We start from the raw sequence: 19,253 nt of genomic DNA on the forward strand, positions 1-19,253 counted from the left end.
ACGTAGACGGATGGACGTATTGGAGGATTTGCGCGCGCGCGGCCTGATCGCGCAGACGACCGATTTCCCGGCGCTGCAGCAGCGCCTGCAGGAAGGCCAAATCACGCTCTACTGCGGTTTCGACCCTACCGCCGACAGCCTGCATCTGGGGCACCTCGTGCCGGTGCTGGTGCTGCGCCGCTTCCAGCAGGCGGGGCACCGGCCGATCGCCCTGGTGGGCGGGGCGACCGGCATGATCGGCGACCCGAGCTTCAAGGCCAACGAACGCAAGCTCAATTCGCTCGACGTGGTGGCGCAGTGGAGCGAGCGCATCCAGCACCAGCTCGAGCCCTTCCTTTCCTTCGAGGGGGGCAACCCCGCGATCCTGGCGAACAACTACGACTGGTTCGGCCGCATGAACGTGCTCGACTTCCTGCGCGAGGTCGGCAAGCACTTCTCGGTGAACGCCATGATCAAGAAGGAGGCGGTGCAGCAGCGCCTGGCGCGCGACGAGGTGGGCATCTCCTTCACCGAGTTCGCCTACAGCCTGCTGCAGGCCTACGATTTCGTCGAACTCTACCGCCGCCACGGCTGCCTCTTGCAGATCGGCGGCTCGGATCAGTGGGGCAACATCACCGCCGGCATCGACCTGGTGCGGCGTCTGTGCCGCGCCGAAGTCTATGGACTGACGCTGCCGCTGGTGACCAAGGCCGACGGCACGAAGTTCGGCAAGACCGAATCCGGCGCGGTGTGGCTCGACCCGCGCAAGACCTCGCCCTACAAGTTCTATCAGTTCTGGCTCAATACGGCCGATGCCGACGTCTACAAGTTCCTGCGCTACTTCACCTTCCTTTCGGTCGAGGCGATCGCGGCGATCGAGGAGGAGGACCGGCAGCGCGAGCGGCCTCAGGCGCAGCGCCTGCTCGCCGAGGAAGTGACGCGGCTGGTGCACGGGCCCGAGGCCCTGCGTGCGGCCGAGCGCATCAGCGCGGCGCTCTTCTCCGGCTCGCTCGAAGCGCTCACGGAAGAAGACTATGCGCAGCTTGCGCTGGACGGCATGCCCAGCGTGGCCCTGTCGCGCGAGCAAAGCGGCCTGGTGGATGCGCTGGTGGCCGCGGGGCTGGCGAAGTCGAAGAGCGAGGCGCGCACCTTCATCAGCAGCGGCGCGGTGGCGGTCAATGGCGTGAAGGTCACGGCGCTGGACGCGGTGATCGGTGACGCCGACCGGCGCTTCGGACGCTACACGGTGCTGCAGCGCGGCAAGAAAAACCACTGCCTGATCGTCTGGGGATGAACCTCGCCACGGTGCTCACGCGCGCGGCCACCGGCGTCGACACGGCGCGGGTGGCGGTGGAGGTGCATCTGGCCAATGGGCTGCCCGCGTTCAACCTGGTGGGTCTGCCCGATGCCGAGGTGCGCGAGGCGCGGGAGCGGGTGCGCGCGGCGATCCTCACCGCCGGGCTGGAGTTTCCGCCGCGGCGCATCACGGTCAATCTCGCCCCGGCCGATCTGCCCAAGAGCGGCGGACGCTTCGACCTGCCCATCGCCGTGGGCCTGCTCGCGGCAAGCGGCCAGGTGCCGCCGTCGGTGCTCGCCGATCACGAATTCCACGGCGAACTGGGGCTGGACGCGAGCGTGCGGCCGGTGCGCGGCGTGCTTGCCGCGGCCCTGGCGGCGCGGCGCGAGGGAAGGCGCGTGGTGGTGCCGCGGGCGAACGCCCATGAGGCGTTGCGCGTGGGGGCGCAGACGGTGGCGGTGGCGTCGCTTGCCGAGCTCGTCGCCTGGCTGCGCGGCGAGCGCGAGCCGGCGCCGCCTGCGCCGATGGAAGAGGCCGCAAGCCCTGTCTGGCCGGACCTTGCCGAAGTCAAGGGGCAGGCAGGGGCGCGACGGGCGCTGGAGATCGCCGCGGCCGGCGGTCATTCCCTGCTCCTCTATGGGCCGCCGGGCACGGGCAAGTCGATGCTGGCGCAGCGCCTGCCGGGGCTCTTGCCGCCGATGACGGAAGAAGAGGCGATCGAAACCGCGGCGGTGTGGTCGAGCGATGGGCGCTTTACGCCGCAGCACTGGCGCGTGCGCCCCTTTCGCGCACCGCACCACAGCGCCTCGCCCGCGGCCATCGTGGGCGGCGTGGGCGGCGGCGGGGCGGTGCGCCCCGGCGAGATCTCGCTCGCGCACGGCGGCGTGCTCTTTCTCGACGAATTGCCGGAATTCGAGCGCCGGGTGCTGGAGGCGTTGCGCGAGCCGCTCGAGACGGGGCGGGTGGCGGTGGCGCGGGTGAAGGAGCGGGTGGAATACCCGGCGCGTTTCCAGCTGGTGGCAGCGATGAACCCTTGCCCCTGCGGCTACCTGGGCGATCCGTCCGGGCGCTGCCGCTGCACGCCGGCGCAGATCGAGCGCTACCACGCCAAGCTCTCCGGGCCCCTGCTCGACCGCATCGACCTGTGGGTGGAAGTGCCGCGCCTGCTGCCGGAGACGCTCGCCGCGGCCGCGCCGGGGGAGTCTTCGGCGCAAGTGCGCGCTCGGGTGCTCGCAGCGCGTGAGCGGCAACTGGCGCGCCAAGGCAAGGAGAATGCGCGCCTCTCCGGCAGCGAACTGGAAACGCACGGCAGGGCGGGCGAGCCGGCGCTGGCCTTGCTCGGGCGGGCGATGGCGCGGCTCGATCTCTCGGCGCGGGCCTACCACCGCATCCTGCGGCTCGCGCGCACCATCGCCGACCTGGCGGGCCATGAGACGATCGAGCCGGTGCACGTGGCCGAGGCCGTGCAGCTGCGCCGGCTGCCGTTCTAAAGGGAAACACCATGACGCGCATCGATCTGCGCCACGTGCGCCGCGAACACGACCGCGATACGCTCGACGAGGATCGCATCCATCCGGATCCCTTGATGCAGTTTCGCGCCTGGCTCGAGGAGGCGATCGACGCCGGCGTGCCGGAGCCGAATGCCATGACCGTGGCCACGGTAGATGAGCGCTGCCGCCCGTCGACGCGCCCCGTGCTCCTCAAGGAGGCCGACGAGCGCGGCCTCGTGTGGTACACGAACTATCTCAGCCGCAAGGGGCGCGAGCTGGAGCACCATCCCTTCGCCGCCCTGCAGTTCTTCTGGCCCGATCTGGAACGGGTGGTGCGCATCGAGGGTCGGGTCGAGAAGGTCTCGCCCGAGGAGTCGGACGCCTACTTCGCCCAGCGCCCTCTGGCGGCTCGCCTCGGCGCCTGGGCGAGCGAACAGAGCCAACCGATCGCCTCGCGCACCGAGATCGTGGAGCGAGCCGCCCGCTACGGGCTCAAGTTCGGCCTCAATCCGCCGCGCCCGCCGCATTGGGGCGGTTTTCGGCTGATTCCGGAGTATTGGGAATTCTGGCAGGGACGGCCCTCGCGCCTGCACGATCGCATCGCCTACCGCCCCGACGGCGCCGGGGGGTGGGTTCGCCAGCGTCTGGCGCCGTAGGTCATTCACGCCGCCCTTCAGAGCTCGGAGAGCGGCTGGGGTTTGTGCACCGCGTAGCCCTGCAGATAGTCCACGCCCAGCTCGCGCAGCGTTTCGATGATGGCGTCGTTTTCCACGAATTCGGCGATGGTGGCCATGCGCATGAGCCGCGCCAGGCTCACCATGGTCTGCACGATCACCCGGTCTTCGCGCCGCTCGTGCACGTGGCGCACGAACTGACCGTCGGCCTTGAGGTAATCGGCGGTGAAGCGGCGCAGATAGCCGAAGGAGGATGTGCCCGAGCCGAAATCGTCGAGCGCGATCGCCGCGCCCAGGCCGCGCATCCGCGTGATGAAGGCCACCGCCACTTCGGTCTGCTCGATCACGGTGCTCTCGGTGATCTCGAAGACCAGGCGCTCTGGCGGGATGCCATGTTCGCGGAGCAGGGCTTCGAGATACTCGACCCAGCCTTCGTCCGACAAGGTCTGCCCCGAGACGTTGAGGCTGATGACGTCGGCCGGCCACGGGCGATTCTCGGCGAGCCGCCGCCCCAGGTCTGCCATCACCTTGCGCACCACGATGCGGTCAATGCGCGGCATGAGCTGAAAGCGTTCGGCGGCGGAGAGGAATACGCCCGGCGTGAGCCGTTCCCCTCGCTCGGTGACCAGCCGCATGAGGATCTCGGCGTGCAGCCGGCCTTCGCCCACGGGAACGATGCGCTGCACCCAGGGTTCGAACGCCTCGGTGCGGATGGCGTTGAGGAGCACCGGCAGCAGCTCGATCTCACGGCGGCGCCGCTCCACCCAGGGATGGGTGGGGAGGTAATTGACGACGCGGTTGCCGCCGAGCTGCTTGGCGACGTAGCTGGCGATGTCGGCGGCGATCTTCAGGTCGGCGACGGTGGAAGGGACGCGGTCGGCGCGTACGAGTCCGATGCTCGCGGCCACCGTCAGGTTGAGGCCGTTGTCGGTGATGGGGTGGGCCAGGATCTTGGCGCCGATCTCGCGCGCGAGCGCCTCGTTGGGTGCATCCTCGCTCGTCCCCACCCAGCAGGCGGCGAATTCGTCGGCATCGTGGTGCGCGAGCACGGCCTGTTCGACGCGCGGGGGAATGATCTCTTCCATGAGGCGGGCGACGTCGCGCAGGACACGGTCCCCCGCCTCGTGGCCGCAGCTGTCATTGACGGCGGCGAAGTGGTCGAGATCGATGGCACACACCCAGATTCGTCCCGGTTCGTAGCGTTGCAGGAGGTTGCCGAGCGCTTCGTCGAAGTAGATTCGGCTGTGCAGGCCGGTGAGCGCGTCGTATTCGATGCGGTGGTGCAGCTCGTCGATCCTTGCGGCCACGGCGTCGGCGAGCGCGTTGAGGCTCTGCGCGAGCACGCTCACTTCGTCGCTGCCGCTTGCCTCGGCGCGGCGTGAGAGATCGCCCGCGGCGAGCGTGCGACTCAATTCGGCCAGCGCCGCGAGCCGCTGGGCGAGCCGCCGGGCAACCCCGTCGAGCAGCAGCCCACCCAAGGCGAGGGAGAAGAGCAGGAGCAGGGCAGTACTGAGGACGAGCCGCTCTCGGCCTGTCTCGAGAGGCGCGAGCGAAATGCCCAGCACGAGACTGCCGAACGAGATGGGTTCTCCTTCCGGGGTACTGGCGATGGCGTGGTGCCAGACGCGCACAGGCTGCCCCTGCCATTCGAGTTTCGCGCCTGGGGGAGGGAGGGTTTGCGTGGAATCTTGCCAGCCGTAGGTGGCCACTGGTTGGCCGTCTTCGTCGAGGACGACGGCGAAGGCGATGGTCTCGCCGGCGAGGAGCGCTTCGAGCCGATCCTGCAACTGCTCGTAGTCGTGCGTGAGCAACGCCTGACGGGCGAGGGTGTCGAGCTGGCGCGTGTAGTGCTGCGCTTCCCGCTCGGCAGCGCGCGACAGGGCCTCGTCGAGCGCACGCCAATGGGCGTAGGTGAAGCCGGCGACGATGAGGAGCAGTACGGCGCCGGCAGCCAGCAGGATCTGGAGGCGGAAGGGGATGTGGCGGTACCAGTTCATCGTGAAAGCTCCGGCGGGGAGCCATACCGTCGATCTAGGGCCGGCAGAAAAGGGGCCATCTCGGCGAAGTCGGCTTCGGTGATGGGGACGAAGCGGCGGTAACCCGTGTCCGCGAAGAAGCGGCGTCCCGCCTCGGTTTCATGGAACGAGAGGAGCGCGGCGCGAAAGCGCGTGCGCAGCGCCTCGGGCAGGGCACGTCGGGCCGCGGCCATGAGGTGCGGCACGTCCAGGCCGAAGGGGACGGCCTGCAGCGAGGGGTACCTGGCGCGAAACTGGCCATAGACCGTGTTGGCGACGATGGCGTAATCGACGCTGCCGTTGGCGAGCACCTGCAGCGAGGCGCCATGTGAGGCGGTGAGCACGAGGGTGAAGTCGCGCTGCGGCACGAGTCCGAGACGGTCGAGGGTTTCGCGGGCGACGAGCGAGACGATGGAGTCCGGGTCGCCCAGGGCGATGCGCCGCCCGCGCAGGGCCTCGGCTTCGGGCGCGGGCGTGGCGTTGCGCCCCACGAGGATCGCCGACATGCGCACTTCGTACTTGGCTTCGAGCTCCCAGTCGCCGCGCCCGGCGAGCCAGACGGCGATATGCGGCGGCATGATGGCCAGATCGAATTCACCGGCTAGCAACGCCTTGGTATAGGCATCGTAGGTGGGGCGGGTGGAGAAACGCAGCGGCCGACCCAGCGCTTGGGCGAGGGTATCGAGCAGCCCTTTGTGCAAGGTGAGCAGGACCTCGGCCGTGCGAAAGGGCTGGATGCCGAAGCGCAGGGGTTGCGCTTCCTCGGCGCGCGCGCAGCCCAGCGCGCCCAGCGCCACGGCGGCGAGCAGGCCCAGCGTGCGCCGGCGAAAAGGGTCGATGGGCGGTTCCATGATGCCTCATTGTAGAAGACGCCGGCATGCCGCGCCAGCCGGATTCGATTCAGCAAGGTCCGCGCAAGACGCCCAGATCTTCGAGGAGCCCGTCGCCGACGTCGTAGATCCAGCCGTGCAGCATGGGGCCTTCGCCGCGATCCCAGGCGCGGCGGATGACGGGGTTCTGCGCCAGGCGCTCGATCTGGGTGACGACGTTGAGGCGCACGAGGCGGTTGGTGCGCTCCGGTTCGGGCAAGGCGTCGAGCTCGGCGCGGTGCTGCAGGTAGAGTTCGCGGATGGGATGCACCCAGTGCTGGACGAGCTCGGGGGCGTCGGCGCGGATGGCGGCCTTGACGCCGCCGCAGTCGGAATGCCCGACGATGAGGATGTGGCGCACTTGCAGGCGGGCGACGGCGAATTCGATGGTCGCCGCACAGCTCAGGTCGGCCGCCTGCACCTGGTTGGCGATGTTGCGATGCACGAAGACTTCGCCGGCGGTGAGTCCGATGAGTTCGTTCGCGGGCACGCGGGCGTCCGAGCAGCCGATCCAGAAGAATTCCGGCTGATGGATGTTTTTCAGGCGCTCGAAGAAGAGGGGGTCGCGCGCACGCATGGCCTCGGCCCAGGCGCGGTTGTTGGCGATCAAGGCGTCGATTTCAGGGGGACGGAGCATGGGGGATCCTTTCTTCAAGGCGCGGCGCACAGACAATGGGCATAGAGGCCGCGGCGGTCATCGAAGGCTCGAAGCAGGCGGCGCGGTTCGGCGAGCGACACGCCCGGCGGGAGCAGCCCCAGCGATTGCAGGCGGCTGTCGAACTCGTCGCTGCGCCCTTCGAAGAGCAGTTTCATGAGCACGTCGCGGGCGGAGAGCGGCGGCAGCAGCCAGCGAGCCGGCGCCTGCGGGAGCTTGGCGCGTTCGCGGGCGCGATCGAGGGCTGCATCCAGCCCGCCGAGGGTGTCGACCAGGCCGAGCTTCTGGCCCGTCTCGCCGAGCCAGACGCGTCCCTGGGCGATCGGATCGACCTCGGTTTCCGGGATCTTGCGCCCCTCGGACACGACGGCGAGGAATCGGCGGTAGCCGTGTTCGATCTCGGCTTGCACGGCGCGGGCCACGGGATCGGCGAGCGGCACGCGCGGGTCCAGCCCGTCGGCGAAGGGCCCGGTCTTGACGCCGTCGGTGTGCACGGAGAGTTTGTCGAGCAGCCCCGCCGCTTCGGGGAAGAGGGCGAAGATGCCGATGGAGCCGGTGAGGGTGAAGCGGTCGGCGAAGATTTCGTCGGCGGCCGAGGCGATCCAGTAGCCGCCGGAGGCGGCCGTGCCGCTCATGGAAACGATCACGGGCTTGCCGGCTTCCTTGACGCGCAGCACGGCACGGCGGATGCGCTCGGCGGCGAAGGCGCTGCCGCCGGGGGTATCGAGGCGCAGCACCACGGCCTTGATGGTCTCATCCTCAGCCGCCTCGTCGAGCCGATCGACGATGCTGTCGGCCGAGGCCATGCCGTCGCGCGGCGGTCCGTCGATGAGGGTGCCCTGGATGGGCAGCAGGGCCACCACCGGGGCTTTGGCGGCGGGCAGGGCCGGCGCGGTGGCGTACAGATAATCGTCGAAAGCCACTTCCTCGGCCTGGTTTCCTTCGCGCCCATACCGTTCGAGGAGCCCGTCGTGCCAGTCTTCGTAGCCTTGGAGCTGGTCGACGAGGCGCTCGGCCTGGGCCGCCTTGGCCGAGTCGCCTTCGTGTGCGGCGAGCACCTCGTCGTAACGCTCGCTGTAGCGGCGCAGCACGGCAGGCGCGAGCGAGCGATCGCGGGCGAGGTCGTCGAGCAGGCGCTGCCAGATGCCGCCGATCAGGTCTTGGGTGACCTCGCGCTCTTCGGGCGACATGTCGTTGCGCGTGAAGGGTTCGACGAAGGACTTGTGCTTGCCCACGCGGAAGGCGTGCACCCGCACGCCGAGGCGGTCGAACGCGTCGCGGAAATAGTTCTGGGTGACGGCCACGCCCGGCAGCAGCACCATGCCCTCGGGGTCGAGCGTGACTTCTTGCGCCGCAGCAGCGAGGTAGTAGGCTTTCTGCGGCAGAACGTCGCCGTAGGCGTATACCGGCTTACCGGCCTGGCGCAGCCGGGCGATCGCCCCGCGCAGCTCTTCGATTTGGGCAAACGATGCTCCGCCCAGGCGGCTGAGGTCGAGCGCCACCGCGAGCACGCGCTCGTCGCGGCGGGCGCGATCGAGCGCATCCAGCACGTCGCGCAGCACAAGGGGAGCCGGGCCCGGTTCGAGCGAGCGCAGTGAACGCAGCCCGTCGGGCAGCGGCGGCTGCTCGACGAGGTCGCCGTCGAGCGCGAGCGTGAGCACGAAGCGCGGCGGCAGTTTGAGGACCGGTTCCCATTGGCTGATCAGCAGTGCCGCGACGAAGACGAGCACCGCGAGGCCGATGGCGATCCGGCCAAGGAATTCGACGAGGCGCAGCGGCAGCAGGATCAGCCAGCGCAGCGCCCGCCACAGGGCGCGAAAGGGGCGAAAACTCATGGTTGGACTCCTCCCTGCGGACGGGGGGATGGGCAATGGAAGTTCGGACACCGCGTCACGCGCACGGATCGCTGCCTGGTGTCGTGCCGGGAGGTTCGCTCATTCATGGGCGGGTGCTTGCATGGGCGGCGCTTCGGCGCGGCGGCGATAGACGAAATCCCACACGCCATGCCCCAGGGCGCGGCCGCGGCGCTCGAACTTGGTCTCGGGGCGCCAGGAAGGCCGCTCGGTGGGATCGGGGTGGATCGATTCCAGGCGCGGTTCGGCCGAGAGCACCTCTTCCATCCATTGGGCGTATTCTTCCCAGTCGGTGGCGCAGTGCAGGTAGCCGCCGGGAGCGAGCCGCTCGGCGGCTAGCGCAACGAAGCCGGGCTGGACGATGCGGCGCTTGTGATGGCGCTTTTTCGGCCAGGGATCGGGGAAGAAGAGGTGGATGCCGGCGAGCGTTCCCGGGGCGATCATGTGTTCGAGCACTTCGAGCGCGTCGTGCTGGATGACGCGCAGGTTGGTGAGCCCCTGGGTCTCGATGAGGTTCAGGAGATTGCCCACGCCGGGACCGTGCACCTCCACGGCGAGGAAATCGCTGCCGGGGTTGGCGGCGGCGATCTTCGCCGTGGTCTCGCCCATGCCCGCGCCGATCTCGAGCACGAGCGGGGCGCTGCGGCCGAAGATGCTGGGCGCATCGAGGGGCTCGGGGCGATAAGGAAGGCCCCAACGCGGCAGCAGGGTGTCGAGGGCGCGGCGCTGCGCCTCGGTAAGCCGCCCCTGGCGCAGCACGAAGGTGCGGATGCTGCGGGTGGAGAGATGCCCGCGCTCTGCGTCGAGTGCCTGCGTCATGGCGTGGGCCTGCCGATGACGCCGGTGAGCGGCGAGCTGGGGTCGGCGGCGTAGAACTTGCGCGGCATGCGCCCGGCGCGGTAGGCTTCGCGCCCGGCTTCCACCGCCAGACGCATGGCGCGCGCCATGCGCACCGGGTCGCCGGCGTGCGCGATGGCGGTGTTGGTGAGCACGCCGTCGCAACCCAGCTCCATGGCAATGGCCGCGTCGGAAGCCGTGCCTACGCCCGCGTCGACGATCACCGGCACGCGGATGCGCTCGAGGATGAGGCGCAGGTTCCAGGGATTGAGGATGCCCATGCCCGAACCGATGAGGGAGGCGAGCGGCATGATGGCCACGCAGCCCATCTCTTCGAGCAGCTTCGCCTGGATGGGATCGTCGGAGCAGTAGACCATCACTTGGAACCCTTCGGCCACCAGCCGCTCGGCGGCTTTGAGCGTTTCGGGCATGTTGGGATAGAGCGTTTCGGCATCGCCCAGCACTTCGAGCTTGACCAGGGTGTGCCCGTCGAGGAGCTCGCGCGCGAGCCGTAGCGTGCGCACGGCCTCTTCGGCCGTGTAGCAACCGGCGGTGTTGGGCAGAAGAGTGAAGCGCTCGGGCGGAAGGTAGTCGAGGAGATTGGGTTCGTCCGGGTTCTGGCCGAGATTGACGCGGCGGATCGCCACGGTGACGATCTCGGCGCCGGAGGCTTCGATCGCCTCGCGCGTCTGGGTGAAGTCGCGGTATTTGCCGGTGCCCACCAGCAGGCGGGAGCGGAAGCGGCGGGCGCCGAGCGTGAGGAAGTCGGTATCTTCGGGTTCGGTCATGATGGGATCGGGAAGGAAGGGTTTAGCCGCCGCCCACGGCGACCACGATTTCGAGCACGTCGCCTTCGGCGAGGGTGGTTTGGGCGTGGAGGCTGCGGGGGACGATCTCGCCGTTGCGCTCGACGGCGACGCGCTTGCCCGCCCAGCCGCGGGCGGCGAGCAGCTCGGCGATCGTCGTACCGGCGGACAGGGTGAGGCGCTCGCCGTTGACGCGGCAGGTGAGGGTTTGGGGGATTTCGTCAGGCATGGTGAAAAGTTTAGCACAGTCGACTGGAGACTTTTTGCAGGATTGCTTTTTGTTGGATATTTTGCTATTTTTTCTGACACGAAGGGATTCCTTGCCATGAACACCGCACAAGCCATCCGCGAGCGTATCGCTGCCCAGCCTGCAGAAGAACCATTCACCCCCGCCCTGTTCGCGGGCTTGGGGTCGCGCGCGGCCATCGACCAGACGCTGATGCGCTTGACCCGGCAAGGGGTGATCGAGCGCATCGGTCGTGGGCTCTACATCGTTCCCAAGGTAAGCCGGTTCGGACTCAAGAGCATGCCCTCGCCCGAAGCGGTGGCCAGGGTGGTAGCCGAGGGCGCCCCCATCGAAGTCCATGGGGCCGAAGCGGCCCGGCGTTTTGGGCTCAGCACGCAGGTTCCAGCTCAACCCGTTTTCTACACGACAGGCTCTTCGCGCACCGTGCGCTTGGGCAATCTGCGCGTGCGGTTGCAGCACGTGGCGGCACGCAAGCTGGTGCTTGCCGGGCGTCCGGCAGGGCAGGCCTTGGCTGCCTTATGGTATCTCGGGCGAGAGCACGTGAGTCCGGACACCATCGAGCAGATTGCCGCCAGACTGCCGCCCGACGAGTTCGAGGCGCTACGCCGTGTCAAGTCTTCGATGCCGGCCTGGATGGTCGAAGCGCTGCGCCGCTACGAAGAACGCAGCGCACAGTCCCATGGCTGAATCGTACTTTGCGCTATCTCTTGACGATCAGGCCGACCTGCTGCGGGCCTTGGCGTCCCGGATGGGTCGTCGCGCCGAGATTCTCGAAAAGGATCTCTGGCTGTGCCAGGTGCTCGGCATTCTCTTTCGGCTGCCGTGCCGCAAGTCCATGGCATTCAAGGGCGGAACTTCGCTCTCCAAGGTCTACAAAGTCATCGAGCGCTTTTCGGAAGACATCGATGTCACGATCGACTACCGTAGCCTGATCGCGGATGCGCCCGACCTGGAATCGATCACCACCAACAGCCAGCGCCGCAAGCTGTCTGATACCTTACAAGCGGCACTCGCGGCGCACGTGCGCGACGATCTGTTGCCCGCGTTGCAGTCGGCGCTTGCCTCGTCATTGCCCGGTCATCCCCTCTCTTTTCAGCTGAGCGAGGACGCCGAGAAACTGTGGGTGTTCTACCCCAGTGCTGTCGAGAAGGCGGATGCTTATGTGCGTCCGAGCATCTTGATCGAGTTTGGCGGCCGCAACTCGACCTGGCCTCGAGCACCACAGACGATCGTGCCCGATATCGCGAAATATGTCCCCGGCCTGGATCTGCCGCGGGCGCAGGTGGTTGTGTTGTCGGCCGTGCGTACCTTTTGGGAAAAAGCCACCCTGATCCATGTCGAATGCCACCGGCCACAGCCCCGGGCCGGAGCCGAGCGGCTCTCGCGCCATTGGTATGATCTGGCTTGCTTGGCCGATCATGAGATCGGCCGACAGGCCGTGGAGGATATGGGCTTGCTACGGGACGTCGTGCGCCTCAAAGCCACGTTTTACCGCAGCAGCCACAGTCATTACGAACGCTGTACTGCGGGAGGATTGCGCCTCGTCCCGCCCGAGCCCCTTCTCGGGGCGCTGCGGCGAGACTATCAGGCAATGCGGGATGCACAGATGTTCTACGGTGAGTCCTGGGCGTTCGAGGCGATCATCGAGCGGCTTCAAGCACTGGAAGACGAGATCAATCGTCGGGTGTCCGCAAGCCTTTGATCGAGCTTGCGCCGACGGCAGGCGCTCGGCTATAATTCACCGGATTCGCGGGTGTAGTTCAATGGTAGAACGGCAGCTTCCCAAGCTGCATACGAGGGTTCGATTCCCTTCACCCGCTCCACGTTCCTGCGTACCTTACAAGCCCGGCCTGCGCCGGGTTTTTTCGTCTACGGGGCGAGTTCCCGATAGGCCCCGCCGAAGAAGACGAGCGGCTCGCGTGGATAGGCTGCGTGATGGCATACTTCGGCCAGAAACAGCAGGTGATCGCCGCCGTCGTGGCGTATCGCGTTGCGGCATTCGAAGTGGGCGCAGGCCCCGACGAGCAAGGGCGAGCCGAAAGGTCCGGGAAACCATTCTACGCCCGCGAAGCGGTCTTGCGCCGGGCCGGCGAAACGATCCGACAGCGCGCGCTGTCCGGCAGCGAGGAGCGAAATGCCGAAGTGGGACGCTTCCTCGAACCACGGCAGCAGGCTCAGGCGCCGCGCCAGGCTGAAGACGACGAGCGGCGGCTCGAGCGAGACCGAGTTGAACGAATTGATGGTCAGCCCCAGGGGCGCCCCGTCGGGCGCGCGCGTGGTCAGCACGGCAATGCCGGTGGCGAACTGTCCCAAGGTGCGGCGCAGTTGCCGCGCATCCAGTATCGCAGGGGGCGAGACGGCGTGCGTCGAATCCATCGTGAGAACCCTCGTCTCCGGCATCGACCGGGTACATGAAGCCGAAACGCAAATGTAACGCAGAAATGACGACAGACCAAGACTTCGTTGATTGCCCGAAAAATTCGCTTTGGGGCGGGAGCGACGCGATCTTCGCCGTCCGCCTGGTGGATTGGCAGCGGCGCTGTGGCCGGCGCGATCTGCCCTGGCAGGGGAACGACCCGTACCGCGTGTGGCTCTCGGAAGTGATGCTGCAGCAGACGCAGGTGCGCACGGTGCTGCCGTATTTCGCCCGCTTCGTGGCGCGCTTTCCCACGGTGGAGGCATTGGCGGCGGCGCCGCTCGACGAAGTGCTGGCGCTGTGGAGTGGGCTGGGCTACTACGCCCGCGCGCGGCACCTGCACGCGGCCGCCCGCCTGTGGGTGGCGCGCTGGCCGCGTTCCTGTCCCCGGGGGGCGCAGGAATGGGTGCAGCTGCCGGGCGTGGGACGCTCGACGGCGGCGGCGATCGCGGCTTTCGTGCAGGGCGAGCGGGTGCCGATTCTCGATGGCAACGTGCAGCGGGTGCTGTGCCGCCTCTTCGCCGTGGAAGAAGACCCGCGCGCGGCGGCCACGGCGGGCCGGCTGTGGGATCTGGCCCAAGCCCTGCTGCCGCAAGATTCCGACGACATGCCAGCCTATACTCAGGGCATGATGGACCTGGGCGCGCTGGTGTGCACCCGGTCGCGGCCGCGGTGCGACGTGTGTCCGGTGGTCGATCTGTGCGCCGCGCACCGCCTGGGAATTGCGGCGGAACTGCCGCGCAAGCGGGCGCGCGCCCCGGTGCCGGAGCAGGACCTGCGCTGGGGCTGGTACGAGGAGGACGGAGCGGTCTGGCTCGTGCGCCGCGCGCCGCAGGGCATCTGGGGCGGGTTGTGGTGTTTGCCGCAGGAAGACCAGGCCCCGCCTGGCGCATGGCGCGCAGCCGGAGAGATCGCCCGGCTCACCCACCGCCTGACGCATTTCACCCTGAAGATCACCGTGACGCGCTACCTGCCCCAGGCGCCACGGGCGGTGGAACCCGCTGCGGCATGGGGAGAAGAGGCGCGCTGCCTTGCGCCCGCCGACGCGCTGGCGTTGGGGGTGCCGCAACCGCTGCGGCGGCTGCTGGAGCGGGCGGTAGATTCGCTGGCCGAGTCCGGTAACGAAGGCGAACGCCGCATCGGCGTGGCCAAGGGCAAGTTTGAGGTTCTGGAGCGCATCGACGGGCACGACAAGGAAATCGAGCGTCTGCTCCGGGGAGGGGGAAAGCCATAACGCGATGCGGCAGGGATCGTGCTATGTTCGTACGAATGAAGGAGCCGATCATCCATGGTCTGGCGTGGCGTATTGAGTAGGGAGCGCGCGGCGCGCAAGAATATGTGGCTCAAAGGAGGGAGTGATGCAACAATCCGATCCGGCCTTTCTCTGCCTGTCGCCGCCCTCGTTTCGACAGCGCCATGCCGGCGTGCCCCTGCGCTACGGGGTGATCGGCTCGCCGTTCGGGGCGCTTTTGCTGGCGCTTGCGCCGGATGGGGTGTGCCGCGCGGAGTTTCTCGATGAAGGCGAGGCGCCGCAGGATAAGCTCGGCACCTGGCAGGCGCGCTGGCCGTGGGCCCTCTGGGCGCCGCTTGCCGCGGCCGAATGCGCGGCGCTGGAAGAACGGTTCCTAGCGCGGAACCTGCCGGTGGCGGTGGAGGGCACGCCTTTTCGCGGCCTGCTGTGGCGCACGCTGCGCACGTGCACCGCTGCCGGGCAGACGTGCTCGTATGGCGAGCTGGCGGCGCGGCTGGGCCCTCCGCGCCTGGCGCTGGCCGTGGGGCAGGCGCTGGCGGCCAATCCCGTGGCCTGGCTCATCCCCTGCCACCGGGTGCTCGATGCCGGCGGCGGCCTGCGCGGCTTTCGCTGGGGGCTCGAGCGCAAGCGGGCGATGCTCGAGTGGGAGGGGAAGAGTGTCTGAACCGCAAGCAGGCTATCTCGGCCTGGCGCCCTTTCTGCGCGCGAGCCTGGGGGAGGGGGATCTGCCGGCGCTCGCCCGGCAGTGGCTCGATCGGGCCGGACGGGAGGACACGGCGGCGGCGTGGATGAACCTTGCCACGGCGCTCTTGTGCCTGGGGCAGACGCAGACGGCGCTCGCGGCCCAGCGCGAGGCGCTCTCTCGCGCGCGCACCTATGCGCTGCCGGGGCCGGACGAGCCGGCGCCGCGGCTCTTGCTGCTGGCGCTGCCGGGGCCGCTGTCGGCGAATACGCCGCTCGACTGCCTGCTGGAGGGGCAGGGGCTGCAGCTGGTGGTGCATTTCGTGGACCCGGCCGTGCCGCTTGCCGAGGCGTTGCCGGAGCACGACGCGCTGATGCTGGCGATGGGGGTGAGCGAGGCGGCGTTGCCGGTGCTCGCGGCGCTGCAGGAGCGGCTCGCCGGCTGGCCGCGCCCGGTGTTGAACCCGCCGGCGGCGATCCGGCGCACGGAGCGTGCGACGCTGAGCCGCCTGCTCGCGGACGCGCCGGGGGTGCTCATGCCGCCGACGCGGCGCGTGCCGCGCGCGCTCCTGGAGTCGGCCGCGGCGGCCGGTGCCTGGCCCGAGGGGCTGGAGGCGCCGCCTTTTCTGCTGCGTCCGCCCGATTCGCAGGGCGGGCATGGTCTGGCGCGCATCGACACGGGCGAGGCGCTCGCCGCGTATCTGGCGGCGCAGCCGGAGGGGGAGTTCTTTCTCACGCGCTACGTCGACTATGCCGGACCGGACGGGCGTTTCCGCAAGATCCGGGTGGCGCTGGTGGGCGGGCAGGCGTTTCCGGTGCATCTGGCGGTGTCGGAGCACTGGATGGTGCATTACGTCAATGCCGGCATGTACGGCGATGCCGCCAAGCGGGCGGAGGAGGCGGCGTTCTTTCGCGCTTTCCCCGAGTTCGCCCAAAGGCATGCGCCGGCGTTCTCGGCGCTCTCCGAACGGCTGGGGCTCGATTACGTGTGCGTGGATCTGGCCGAGACGGCCGATGGGCGGCTGCTGATCTTCGAGGCCGATCCGGCGATGGTGGCGCACGCCATGGAGCCGGGGGCGGAATTCGCCTACCGGCGCGAGGGGATCGCGCCGCTGCGCGAGGCCTTCGTCGGCTGGGTGCGGGCGAGGAGGGAGGGGTGGGGATGACGCTGTCGGCGAACGCGCGCAATTTTTCCGGCGGGCCCGGGGCCTTGCCCGAGACGGTGCTTGTGCAGTTGCGCGAGGCGATGATCGCGGTGCCGGAGGTGGGGCTGTCGGTGCTGGGCATCAGCCATCGTTCGGACTGGTTCGCGGCGGTGGTGGCCGAGGTGGAGGTGCGGCTCAAGGCGCTGCTCGCGCTGCCGCCGGATTTTCACGTGCTGCTGCTGCAGGGCGGCGGCACGCTGCAGTTCGCCATGGTGCCGCTCGCGCTCGCGCGGGGCGCCGACGTGCCGGCGGAGTATCTGCACACGGGCTATTGGAGCGGCAAGGCGATCGCCGAGGCGAGGAAACTCGCCCCGGTGCGGGTGGTGTGGAGCGGCGAGGACGAGGGGTTTTCCCGGCTGCCGGACGACGAAGAACTCGTCTTCGATGCGCGCGCACCCTATCTGCACGTGGTGACCAACGAGACGGTGGAGGGGCTGCAGTTCCACCGGACGGTGGGGCTCGAGGAGGTGCCGCGGGTGGCGGACATGTCGTCCGACTTTCTCTCGCGCCCCTTCGATGCCGGGCGCTATGCGCTCATCTATGCCCATGCGCAGAAGAATCTCGGCCCGGCGGGGGTGACGGTGGTACTGGTGCGCGAGGCGGTGCTCGAGCGCGCCCCGGAGGGCTTGCCGGCCATGCTGGACTACCGCGCGCAGGCGCAGGCGCATTCCATCCTCAACACGCCGCCGGTGTTCGCCATCTATGCCGTGCTGCTGGTGCTGCGCTGGCTCATGGACGAGATCGGCGGGCTCGAGGCGATGGCGGCGATCAATCGCGCCAAGGCCGAGCGGCTCTATGGGGTACTCGACGCGAGCGAGGGTTTCTACCGCCCGCGGGCGCGGCGCGCGGATCGTTCGCTCATGAACGTGGTCTTCGATCTGCCGAGCGAAGCGCTGCGCGCGGCCTTCCTTGCCGAGGCGAACCGGGCGGGCTTTGCCGGCTTGGCCGGGCACCGCGCACTGGGCGGCATCCGCGCGTCGATCTACAACGCGGTGACTCTGGAGGCGGTCGAGGTGCTCGCCGACTTCATGGAGACGTTCCGGCGGCGGCATTAGGCAGTTCGGCCGGAGCGCGGCTCATTCGCTCGGCCCGTCCAGGCGCTCCAGCGACACCCAGCGTCCGTGCTCGATGCGGGTGAGTTCGCCGCCCGTGCGCTGACCGAGGTGGTCGGTGGGCGAGAAGCGGTAGCGCGGGCTGCCGAATAGGTCTCCGGGATAGTCGAGCCGCTCGAGCGCTTGGGCGATCGCTTCCGGCGTGGGCTCGGTCGCTGTGGCGATGGCGCGCACCAGCAGTTCGGCGGCGACGTAGCCCATGGCCGACCAGACGTTGGCTTCCGCCCCGTAGCGGGCGCGGTAGGCGTCGAGCCAGGCGAGCAGCTCGGGCGAGGCGCCCTCGCGATAGGGGATGCGGATGGGGTTGGTGACGCCGTAGAGCCCCTCGACGGCGGCCCCGCCCAGGATGTGCGTCTGATCCGAATAGGCCGAGGCCGAGGTGAGGAAGAGCGGCTTCCAGCCCATCTCGCTGGCCGTGCGCAGCAGGGCGACGGTTTCGCGCACCAGCGTGCCCAGCGCCACCAGTTCGCAGCCGGCCTCGCGTAGCCGCGCGATTTGGCCGGTGAAGTCGGTGGCGCCGCGCGCGTGCCGCGCTTCCTGGGTGAGGGAAAGCCCGGCGCGCTCGAGCCCGGCGCGCACGCCGGCACTCACTTCTTCGCCGAATTCGTCGTCCTGAACCAGGGTGCACACGCGTCGCACCTGGGGGTGGCGGCGCAGCACGGCGCGCACGGCGGGGTCCATGTAGCTGCGATAGGGCGCGTAGATCTGGAATTTCAGCGGATGCAGCGGCGCGTAGGTGGCTTCGTGCGGCGAGAAAGGGAAGAGATGCAGCCGGCCACGGCGCAGGATCTCGGGCATGGTCGCCAGCACCACCGGCGTGCCCAGGTTCGAGAGGAAGGCGATCGCGCCGTCGCGTTCGGTGAGCTTGCGCGCCGCGAGGATGGCGCGCTTGGGGTCGTAGCCGGTGTCTTCGACGAGCAGGCGCAGGGTGATTCCCGGCAGTTCGCCGCGTGCGTTCGCTTCGGCGAAACGCATTTCCATGCCGTTTTTCACCGGCACGCCCAGGAGCGCCGCCGGCCCCGAGAGATCGAGCAGCGCGCCGACGGTGAGCACCCGTTCGGCAGCGCGTACCGGGGCCATGGCCAAGGCGAGGAGGGCGATGACGGCAAAGAGGCGGGCGCGCATGATCTTCCCCGAACTTCTTCGAATGTCTGCGATTTTAGTCCATTTTACGGAAAACTGCGACGAAGACGACGGTCAGCCCCAGCACCAGGGGATCCCAGCCGCCGAGCGCGCCGACGAGGGGGCGCAGGCGGTCGGCGAGCTCGGGCAGGGCGACGAAGGCAAGGCTCGCGAGGATGATCCCGGCCGGATGGCGCAGGCCGCCGAGAAAGGCGATGACGAGGAGTTCGAAGGAGAGCGGAAGGGCGAACTGTTCCGGACTGATGAAACCCAGCGTCTGCGCGTAGGCCGCCCCGCCCAGCCCGCCGCACAGGCCGGAGGCGACGAAGGCGAGTTGGCGCAGACCGCCCACGTCCAGGCCGAGCGCGAGTGCTGCCTCCGGCGCCTGGGCAAGCGCACGCCAGGCGCGTCCGAGGGCGGCGCGATCGAGCCGGTACAGCAGCAGCACGGCAAGGCCGAGGCAGAGGGAGGAGAAAGCGAGCGCGACGCTCGCCTCGTCGAGAGCGTTCAGGGCTGGCGGGGCGACGAAGCGGCCGGCGGTGCCGCCGGTGAAGGCGACGGCGCGCATTGCCAGCACTTCGGCGATGACAGCGCAGGCCATGCTCGCGAGCGCGAGCGGCAGGCCCGAGAGGCGGCGCGCCGGCAGCGCCATGGCGGCTCCGGCGAGCGCCCCGGCCGCGGCGGCGGCCGCGAGCGCGAGCGGCAGCGAGCGGGGGGCGAGCGCGGCCCAGGTGTAGGCGCCG

19 protein-coding genes and 1 tRNA gene are annotated in these 19,253 nt (G+C 69.0%); 10 read left to right on the forward strand and 10 right to left on the reverse strand.

The window, feature by feature from the left end; translation table 11 throughout:
* Positions 1-10 precede the first annotated feature (10 nt).
* From tyrS to pdxH, 3 genes are read left to right on the forward strand one after another with little or no spacing between them, the layout of a single operon-like run.
* Positions 11-1,273 (forward strand): tyrosine--tRNA ligase, encoded by a 1,263-nt coding sequence (gene tyrS / locus EPD82_RS04065; protein ID WP_141055604.1) that lies wholly within the window; start codon positions 11-13, stop codon positions 1,271-1,273.
* The gene (locus EPD82_RS04070; protein WP_055423128.1) at positions 1,270-2,766 is read left to right on the forward strand and encodes a YifB family Mg chelatase-like AAA ATPase; all 1,497 of its coding nucleotides are present in this window, start codon (positions 1,270-1,272) and stop codon (positions 2,764-2,766) included. The genes tyrS and EPD82_RS04070 overlap by 4 nt, the downstream gene beginning before the upstream one ends.
* 11 nt (positions 2,767-2,777) lie before the next feature.
* The gene (pdxH, locus tag EPD82_RS04075; RefSeq protein WP_055423129.1) at positions 2,778-3,422 is read left to right on the forward strand and encodes a pyridoxamine 5'-phosphate oxidase; all 645 of its coding nucleotides are present in this window, start codon (positions 2,778-2,780) and stop codon (positions 3,420-3,422) included.
* A 17-nt stretch (positions 3,423-3,439) separates the two neighbouring features.
* Here pdxH and EPD82_RS04080 read toward each other — a convergent pair whose 3' ends face one another.
* The 7 genes from EPD82_RS04080 to thiS form a co-directional block, all read right to left on the reverse strand.
* The gene (locus EPD82_RS04080) at positions 3,440-5,437 is read right to left on the reverse strand and encodes a putative bifunctional diguanylate cyclase/phosphodiesterase (protein ID WP_141055606.1); all 1,998 of its coding nucleotides are present in this window, start codon (positions 5,435-5,437) and stop codon (positions 3,440-3,442) included.
* Positions 5,434-6,306: a phosphate/phosphite/phosphonate ABC transporter substrate-binding protein gene (locus EPD82_RS04085; RefSeq protein ID WP_141055608.1), complete on the reverse strand. Its 873-nt coding sequence runs from the start codon at positions 6,304-6,306 to the stop codon at positions 5,434-5,436. Before EPD82_RS04085 ends, EPD82_RS04080 begins: the two co-directional genes overlap by 4 nt.
* Before the next feature lie 49 nt (positions 6,307-6,355).
* Positions 6,356-6,961, reverse strand: coding sequence for a carbonic anhydrase (locus tag EPD82_RS04090; RefSeq protein WP_141055610.1), 606 nt, complete (start codon positions 6,959-6,961; stop codon positions 6,356-6,358).
* A gap of 14 nt (positions 6,962-6,975) precedes the next feature.
* The gene (gene sppA, locus EPD82_RS04095; RefSeq protein ID WP_141055613.1) at positions 6,976-8,814 is read right to left on the reverse strand and encodes a signal peptide peptidase SppA; all 1,839 of its coding nucleotides are present in this window, start codon (positions 8,812-8,814) and stop codon (positions 6,976-6,978) included.
* 99 nt (positions 8,815-8,913) lie between these two features.
* Positions 8,914-9,651: a tRNA (guanosine(46)-N7)-methyltransferase TrmB gene (gene trmB, locus EPD82_RS04100; protein WP_141055616.1), complete on the reverse strand. Its 738-nt coding sequence runs from the start codon at positions 9,649-9,651 to the stop codon at positions 8,914-8,916.
* The gene (locus EPD82_RS04105; protein ID WP_055423135.1) at positions 9,648-10,457 is read right to left on the reverse strand and encodes a thiazole synthase; all 810 of its coding nucleotides are present in this window, start codon (positions 10,455-10,457) and stop codon (positions 9,648-9,650) included. The genes trmB and EPD82_RS04105 overlap by 4 nt, the downstream gene beginning before the upstream one ends.
* 22 nt (positions 10,458-10,479) lie before the next feature.
* The gene (gene thiS, locus EPD82_RS04110; protein WP_082438366.1) at positions 10,480-10,704 is read right to left on the reverse strand and encodes a sulfur carrier protein ThiS; all 225 of its coding nucleotides are present in this window, start codon (positions 10,702-10,704) and stop codon (positions 10,480-10,482) included.
* A gap of 96 nt (positions 10,705-10,800) precedes the next feature.
* Here thiS and EPD82_RS04115 point away from each other — a divergent pair, with 96 nt between their 5' ends.
* From EPD82_RS04115 to EPD82_RS04125, 3 genes are all read left to right on the forward strand, one after another.
* Complete coding sequence (locus tag EPD82_RS04115) at positions 10,801-11,409, forward strand: DUF6088 family protein (RefSeq protein WP_055423136.1); 609 nt, start codon at positions 10,801-10,803, stop codon at positions 11,407-11,409.
* A complete protein-coding gene (locus EPD82_RS04120; RefSeq protein ID WP_055423137.1) occupies positions 11,402-12,424 on the forward strand; it encodes a nucleotidyl transferase AbiEii/AbiGii toxin family protein in 1,023 nt (340 codons plus the stop codon). Before EPD82_RS04115 ends, EPD82_RS04120 begins: the two co-directional genes overlap by 8 nt.
* Before the next feature lie 47 nt (positions 12,425-12,471).
* Positions 12,472-12,545: transfer RNA gene (locus EPD82_RS04125), tRNA-Gly, on the forward strand.
* A 46-nt stretch (positions 12,546-12,591) separates the two neighbouring features.
* Here EPD82_RS04125 and EPD82_RS04130 read toward each other — a convergent pair.
* Positions 12,592-13,098 carry a flavin reductase family protein gene (locus EPD82_RS04130; protein ID WP_055423138.1) on the reverse strand — a complete coding sequence of 169 codons (507 nt, stop codon included), beginning with the start codon at positions 13,096-13,098 and terminating at the stop codon, positions 12,592-12,594.
* A 65-nt stretch (positions 13,099-13,163) separates the two neighbouring features.
* On the opposite strand from EPD82_RS04130, the gene mutY reads away from it, so the two are divergent.
* From mutY to EPD82_RS04150, 4 genes are all read left to right on the forward strand, one after another.
* Positions 13,164-14,372 (forward strand): A/G-specific adenine glycosylase, encoded by a 1,209-nt coding sequence (gene mutY / locus EPD82_RS04135; protein ID WP_141055619.1) that lies wholly within the window; start codon positions 13,164-13,166, stop codon positions 14,370-14,372.
* Between the two features lie 124 nt (positions 14,373-14,496).
* On the forward strand, positions 14,497-15,054 hold the full coding sequence (locus EPD82_RS04140; protein WP_141055622.1) for a methylated-DNA--[protein]-cysteine S-methyltransferase: 558 nt from the start codon (positions 14,497-14,499) through the stop codon (positions 15,052-15,054).
* Positions 15,047-16,237: an ATP-grasp domain-containing protein gene (locus tag EPD82_RS04145; RefSeq protein ID WP_141055625.1), complete on the forward strand. Its 1,191-nt coding sequence runs from the start codon at positions 15,047-15,049 to the stop codon at positions 16,235-16,237. Before EPD82_RS04140 ends, EPD82_RS04145 begins: the two co-directional genes overlap by 8 nt.
* The gene (locus tag EPD82_RS04150) at positions 16,234-17,331 is read left to right on the forward strand and encodes a phosphoserine transaminase (RefSeq protein ID WP_141055628.1); all 1,098 of its coding nucleotides are present in this window, start codon (positions 16,234-16,236) and stop codon (positions 17,329-17,331) included. Before EPD82_RS04145 ends, EPD82_RS04150 begins: the two co-directional genes overlap by 4 nt.
* Positions 17,332-17,352: 21 nt before the next feature.
* Here the strand turns inward: EPD82_RS04150 and EPD82_RS04155 are convergent, their stop codons facing one another.
* Together EPD82_RS04155 and EPD82_RS04160 are read right to left on the reverse strand one after the other, a co-directional pair.
* Positions 17,353-18,513, reverse strand: coding sequence for an ABC transporter substrate-binding protein (locus EPD82_RS04155; RefSeq protein WP_206202180.1), 1,161 nt, complete (start codon positions 18,511-18,513; stop codon positions 17,353-17,355).
* A 34-nt stretch (positions 18,514-18,547) separates the two neighbouring features.
* The coding region (locus EPD82_RS04160; protein WP_206202181.1) for a branched-chain amino acid ABC transporter permease at positions 18,548-19,253 on the reverse strand (706 nt) is incomplete at its 5' end.

The sequence above is a fragment of the Tepidiphilus succinatimandens genome (assembly GCF_006503695.1).
Classification (GTDB): domain Bacteria; phylum Pseudomonadota; class Gammaproteobacteria; order Burkholderiales; family Rhodocyclaceae; genus Tepidiphilus; species Tepidiphilus succinatimandens.

What these genes read in the sequence shown, in the direction of transcription:
- tyrS (WP_141055604.1), top strand. Translation starts at nt 11, where the DNA reads ATGGACGTATTGGAGGATTTGCGCGCGCGCGGCCTGATCGCGCAGACG.
- EPD82_RS04070 (WP_055423128.1), top strand. Translation starts at nt 1,270, where the DNA reads ATGAACCTCGCCACGGTGCTCACGCGCGCGGCCACCGGCGTCGACACG.
- pdxH (WP_055423129.1), top strand. Translation starts at nt 2,778, where the DNA reads ATGACGCGCATCGATCTGCGCCACGTGCGCCGCGAACACGACCGCGAT.
- EPD82_RS04080 (WP_141055606.1), bottom strand. Translation starts at nt 5,437, where the DNA reads ATGAACTGGTACCGCCACATCCCCTTCCGCCTCCAGATCCTGCTGGCT.
- EPD82_RS04085 (WP_141055608.1), bottom strand. Translation starts at nt 6,306, where the DNA reads ATGGAACCGCCCATCGACCCTTTTCGCCGGCGCACGCTGGGCCTGCTC.
- EPD82_RS04090 (WP_141055610.1), bottom strand. Translation starts at nt 6,961, where the DNA reads ATGCTCCGTCCCCCTGAAATCGACGCCTTGATCGCCAACAACCGCGCC.
- sppA (WP_141055613.1), bottom strand. Translation starts at nt 8,814, where the DNA reads ATGAGTTTTCGCCCCTTTCGCGCCCTGTGGCGGGCGCTGCGCTGGCTG.
- trmB (WP_141055616.1), bottom strand. Translation starts at nt 9,651, where the DNA reads ATGACGCAGGCACTCGACGCAGAGCGCGGGCATCTCTCCACCCGCAGC.
- EPD82_RS04105 (WP_055423135.1), bottom strand. Translation starts at nt 10,457, where the DNA reads ATGACCGAACCCGAAGATACCGACTTCCTCACGCTCGGCGCCCGCCGC.
- thiS (WP_082438366.1), bottom strand. Translation starts at nt 10,704, where the DNA reads ATGCCTGACGAAATCCCCCAAACCCTCACCTGCCGCGTCAACGGCGAG.
- EPD82_RS04115 (WP_055423136.1), top strand. Translation starts at nt 10,801, where the DNA reads ATGAACACCGCACAAGCCATCCGCGAGCGTATCGCTGCCCAGCCTGCA.
- EPD82_RS04120 (WP_055423137.1), top strand. Translation starts at nt 11,402, where the DNA reads ATGGCTGAATCGTACTTTGCGCTATCTCTTGACGATCAGGCCGACCTG.
- EPD82_RS04130 (WP_055423138.1), bottom strand. Translation starts at nt 13,098, where the DNA reads ATGGATTCGACGCACGCCGTCTCGCCCCCTGCGATACTGGATGCGCGG.
- mutY (WP_141055619.1), top strand. Translation starts at nt 13,164, where the DNA reads ATGACGACAGACCAAGACTTCGTTGATTGCCCGAAAAATTCGCTTTGG.
- EPD82_RS04140 (WP_141055622.1), top strand. Translation starts at nt 14,497, where the DNA reads ATGCAACAATCCGATCCGGCCTTTCTCTGCCTGTCGCCGCCCTCGTTT.
- EPD82_RS04150 (WP_141055628.1), top strand. Translation starts at nt 16,234, where the DNA reads ATGACGCTGTCGGCGAACGCGCGCAATTTTTCCGGCGGGCCCGGGGCC.
- EPD82_RS04155 (WP_206202180.1), bottom strand. Translation starts at nt 18,513, where the DNA reads ATGCGCGCCCGCCTCTTTGCCGTCATCGCCCTCCTCGCCTTGGCCATG.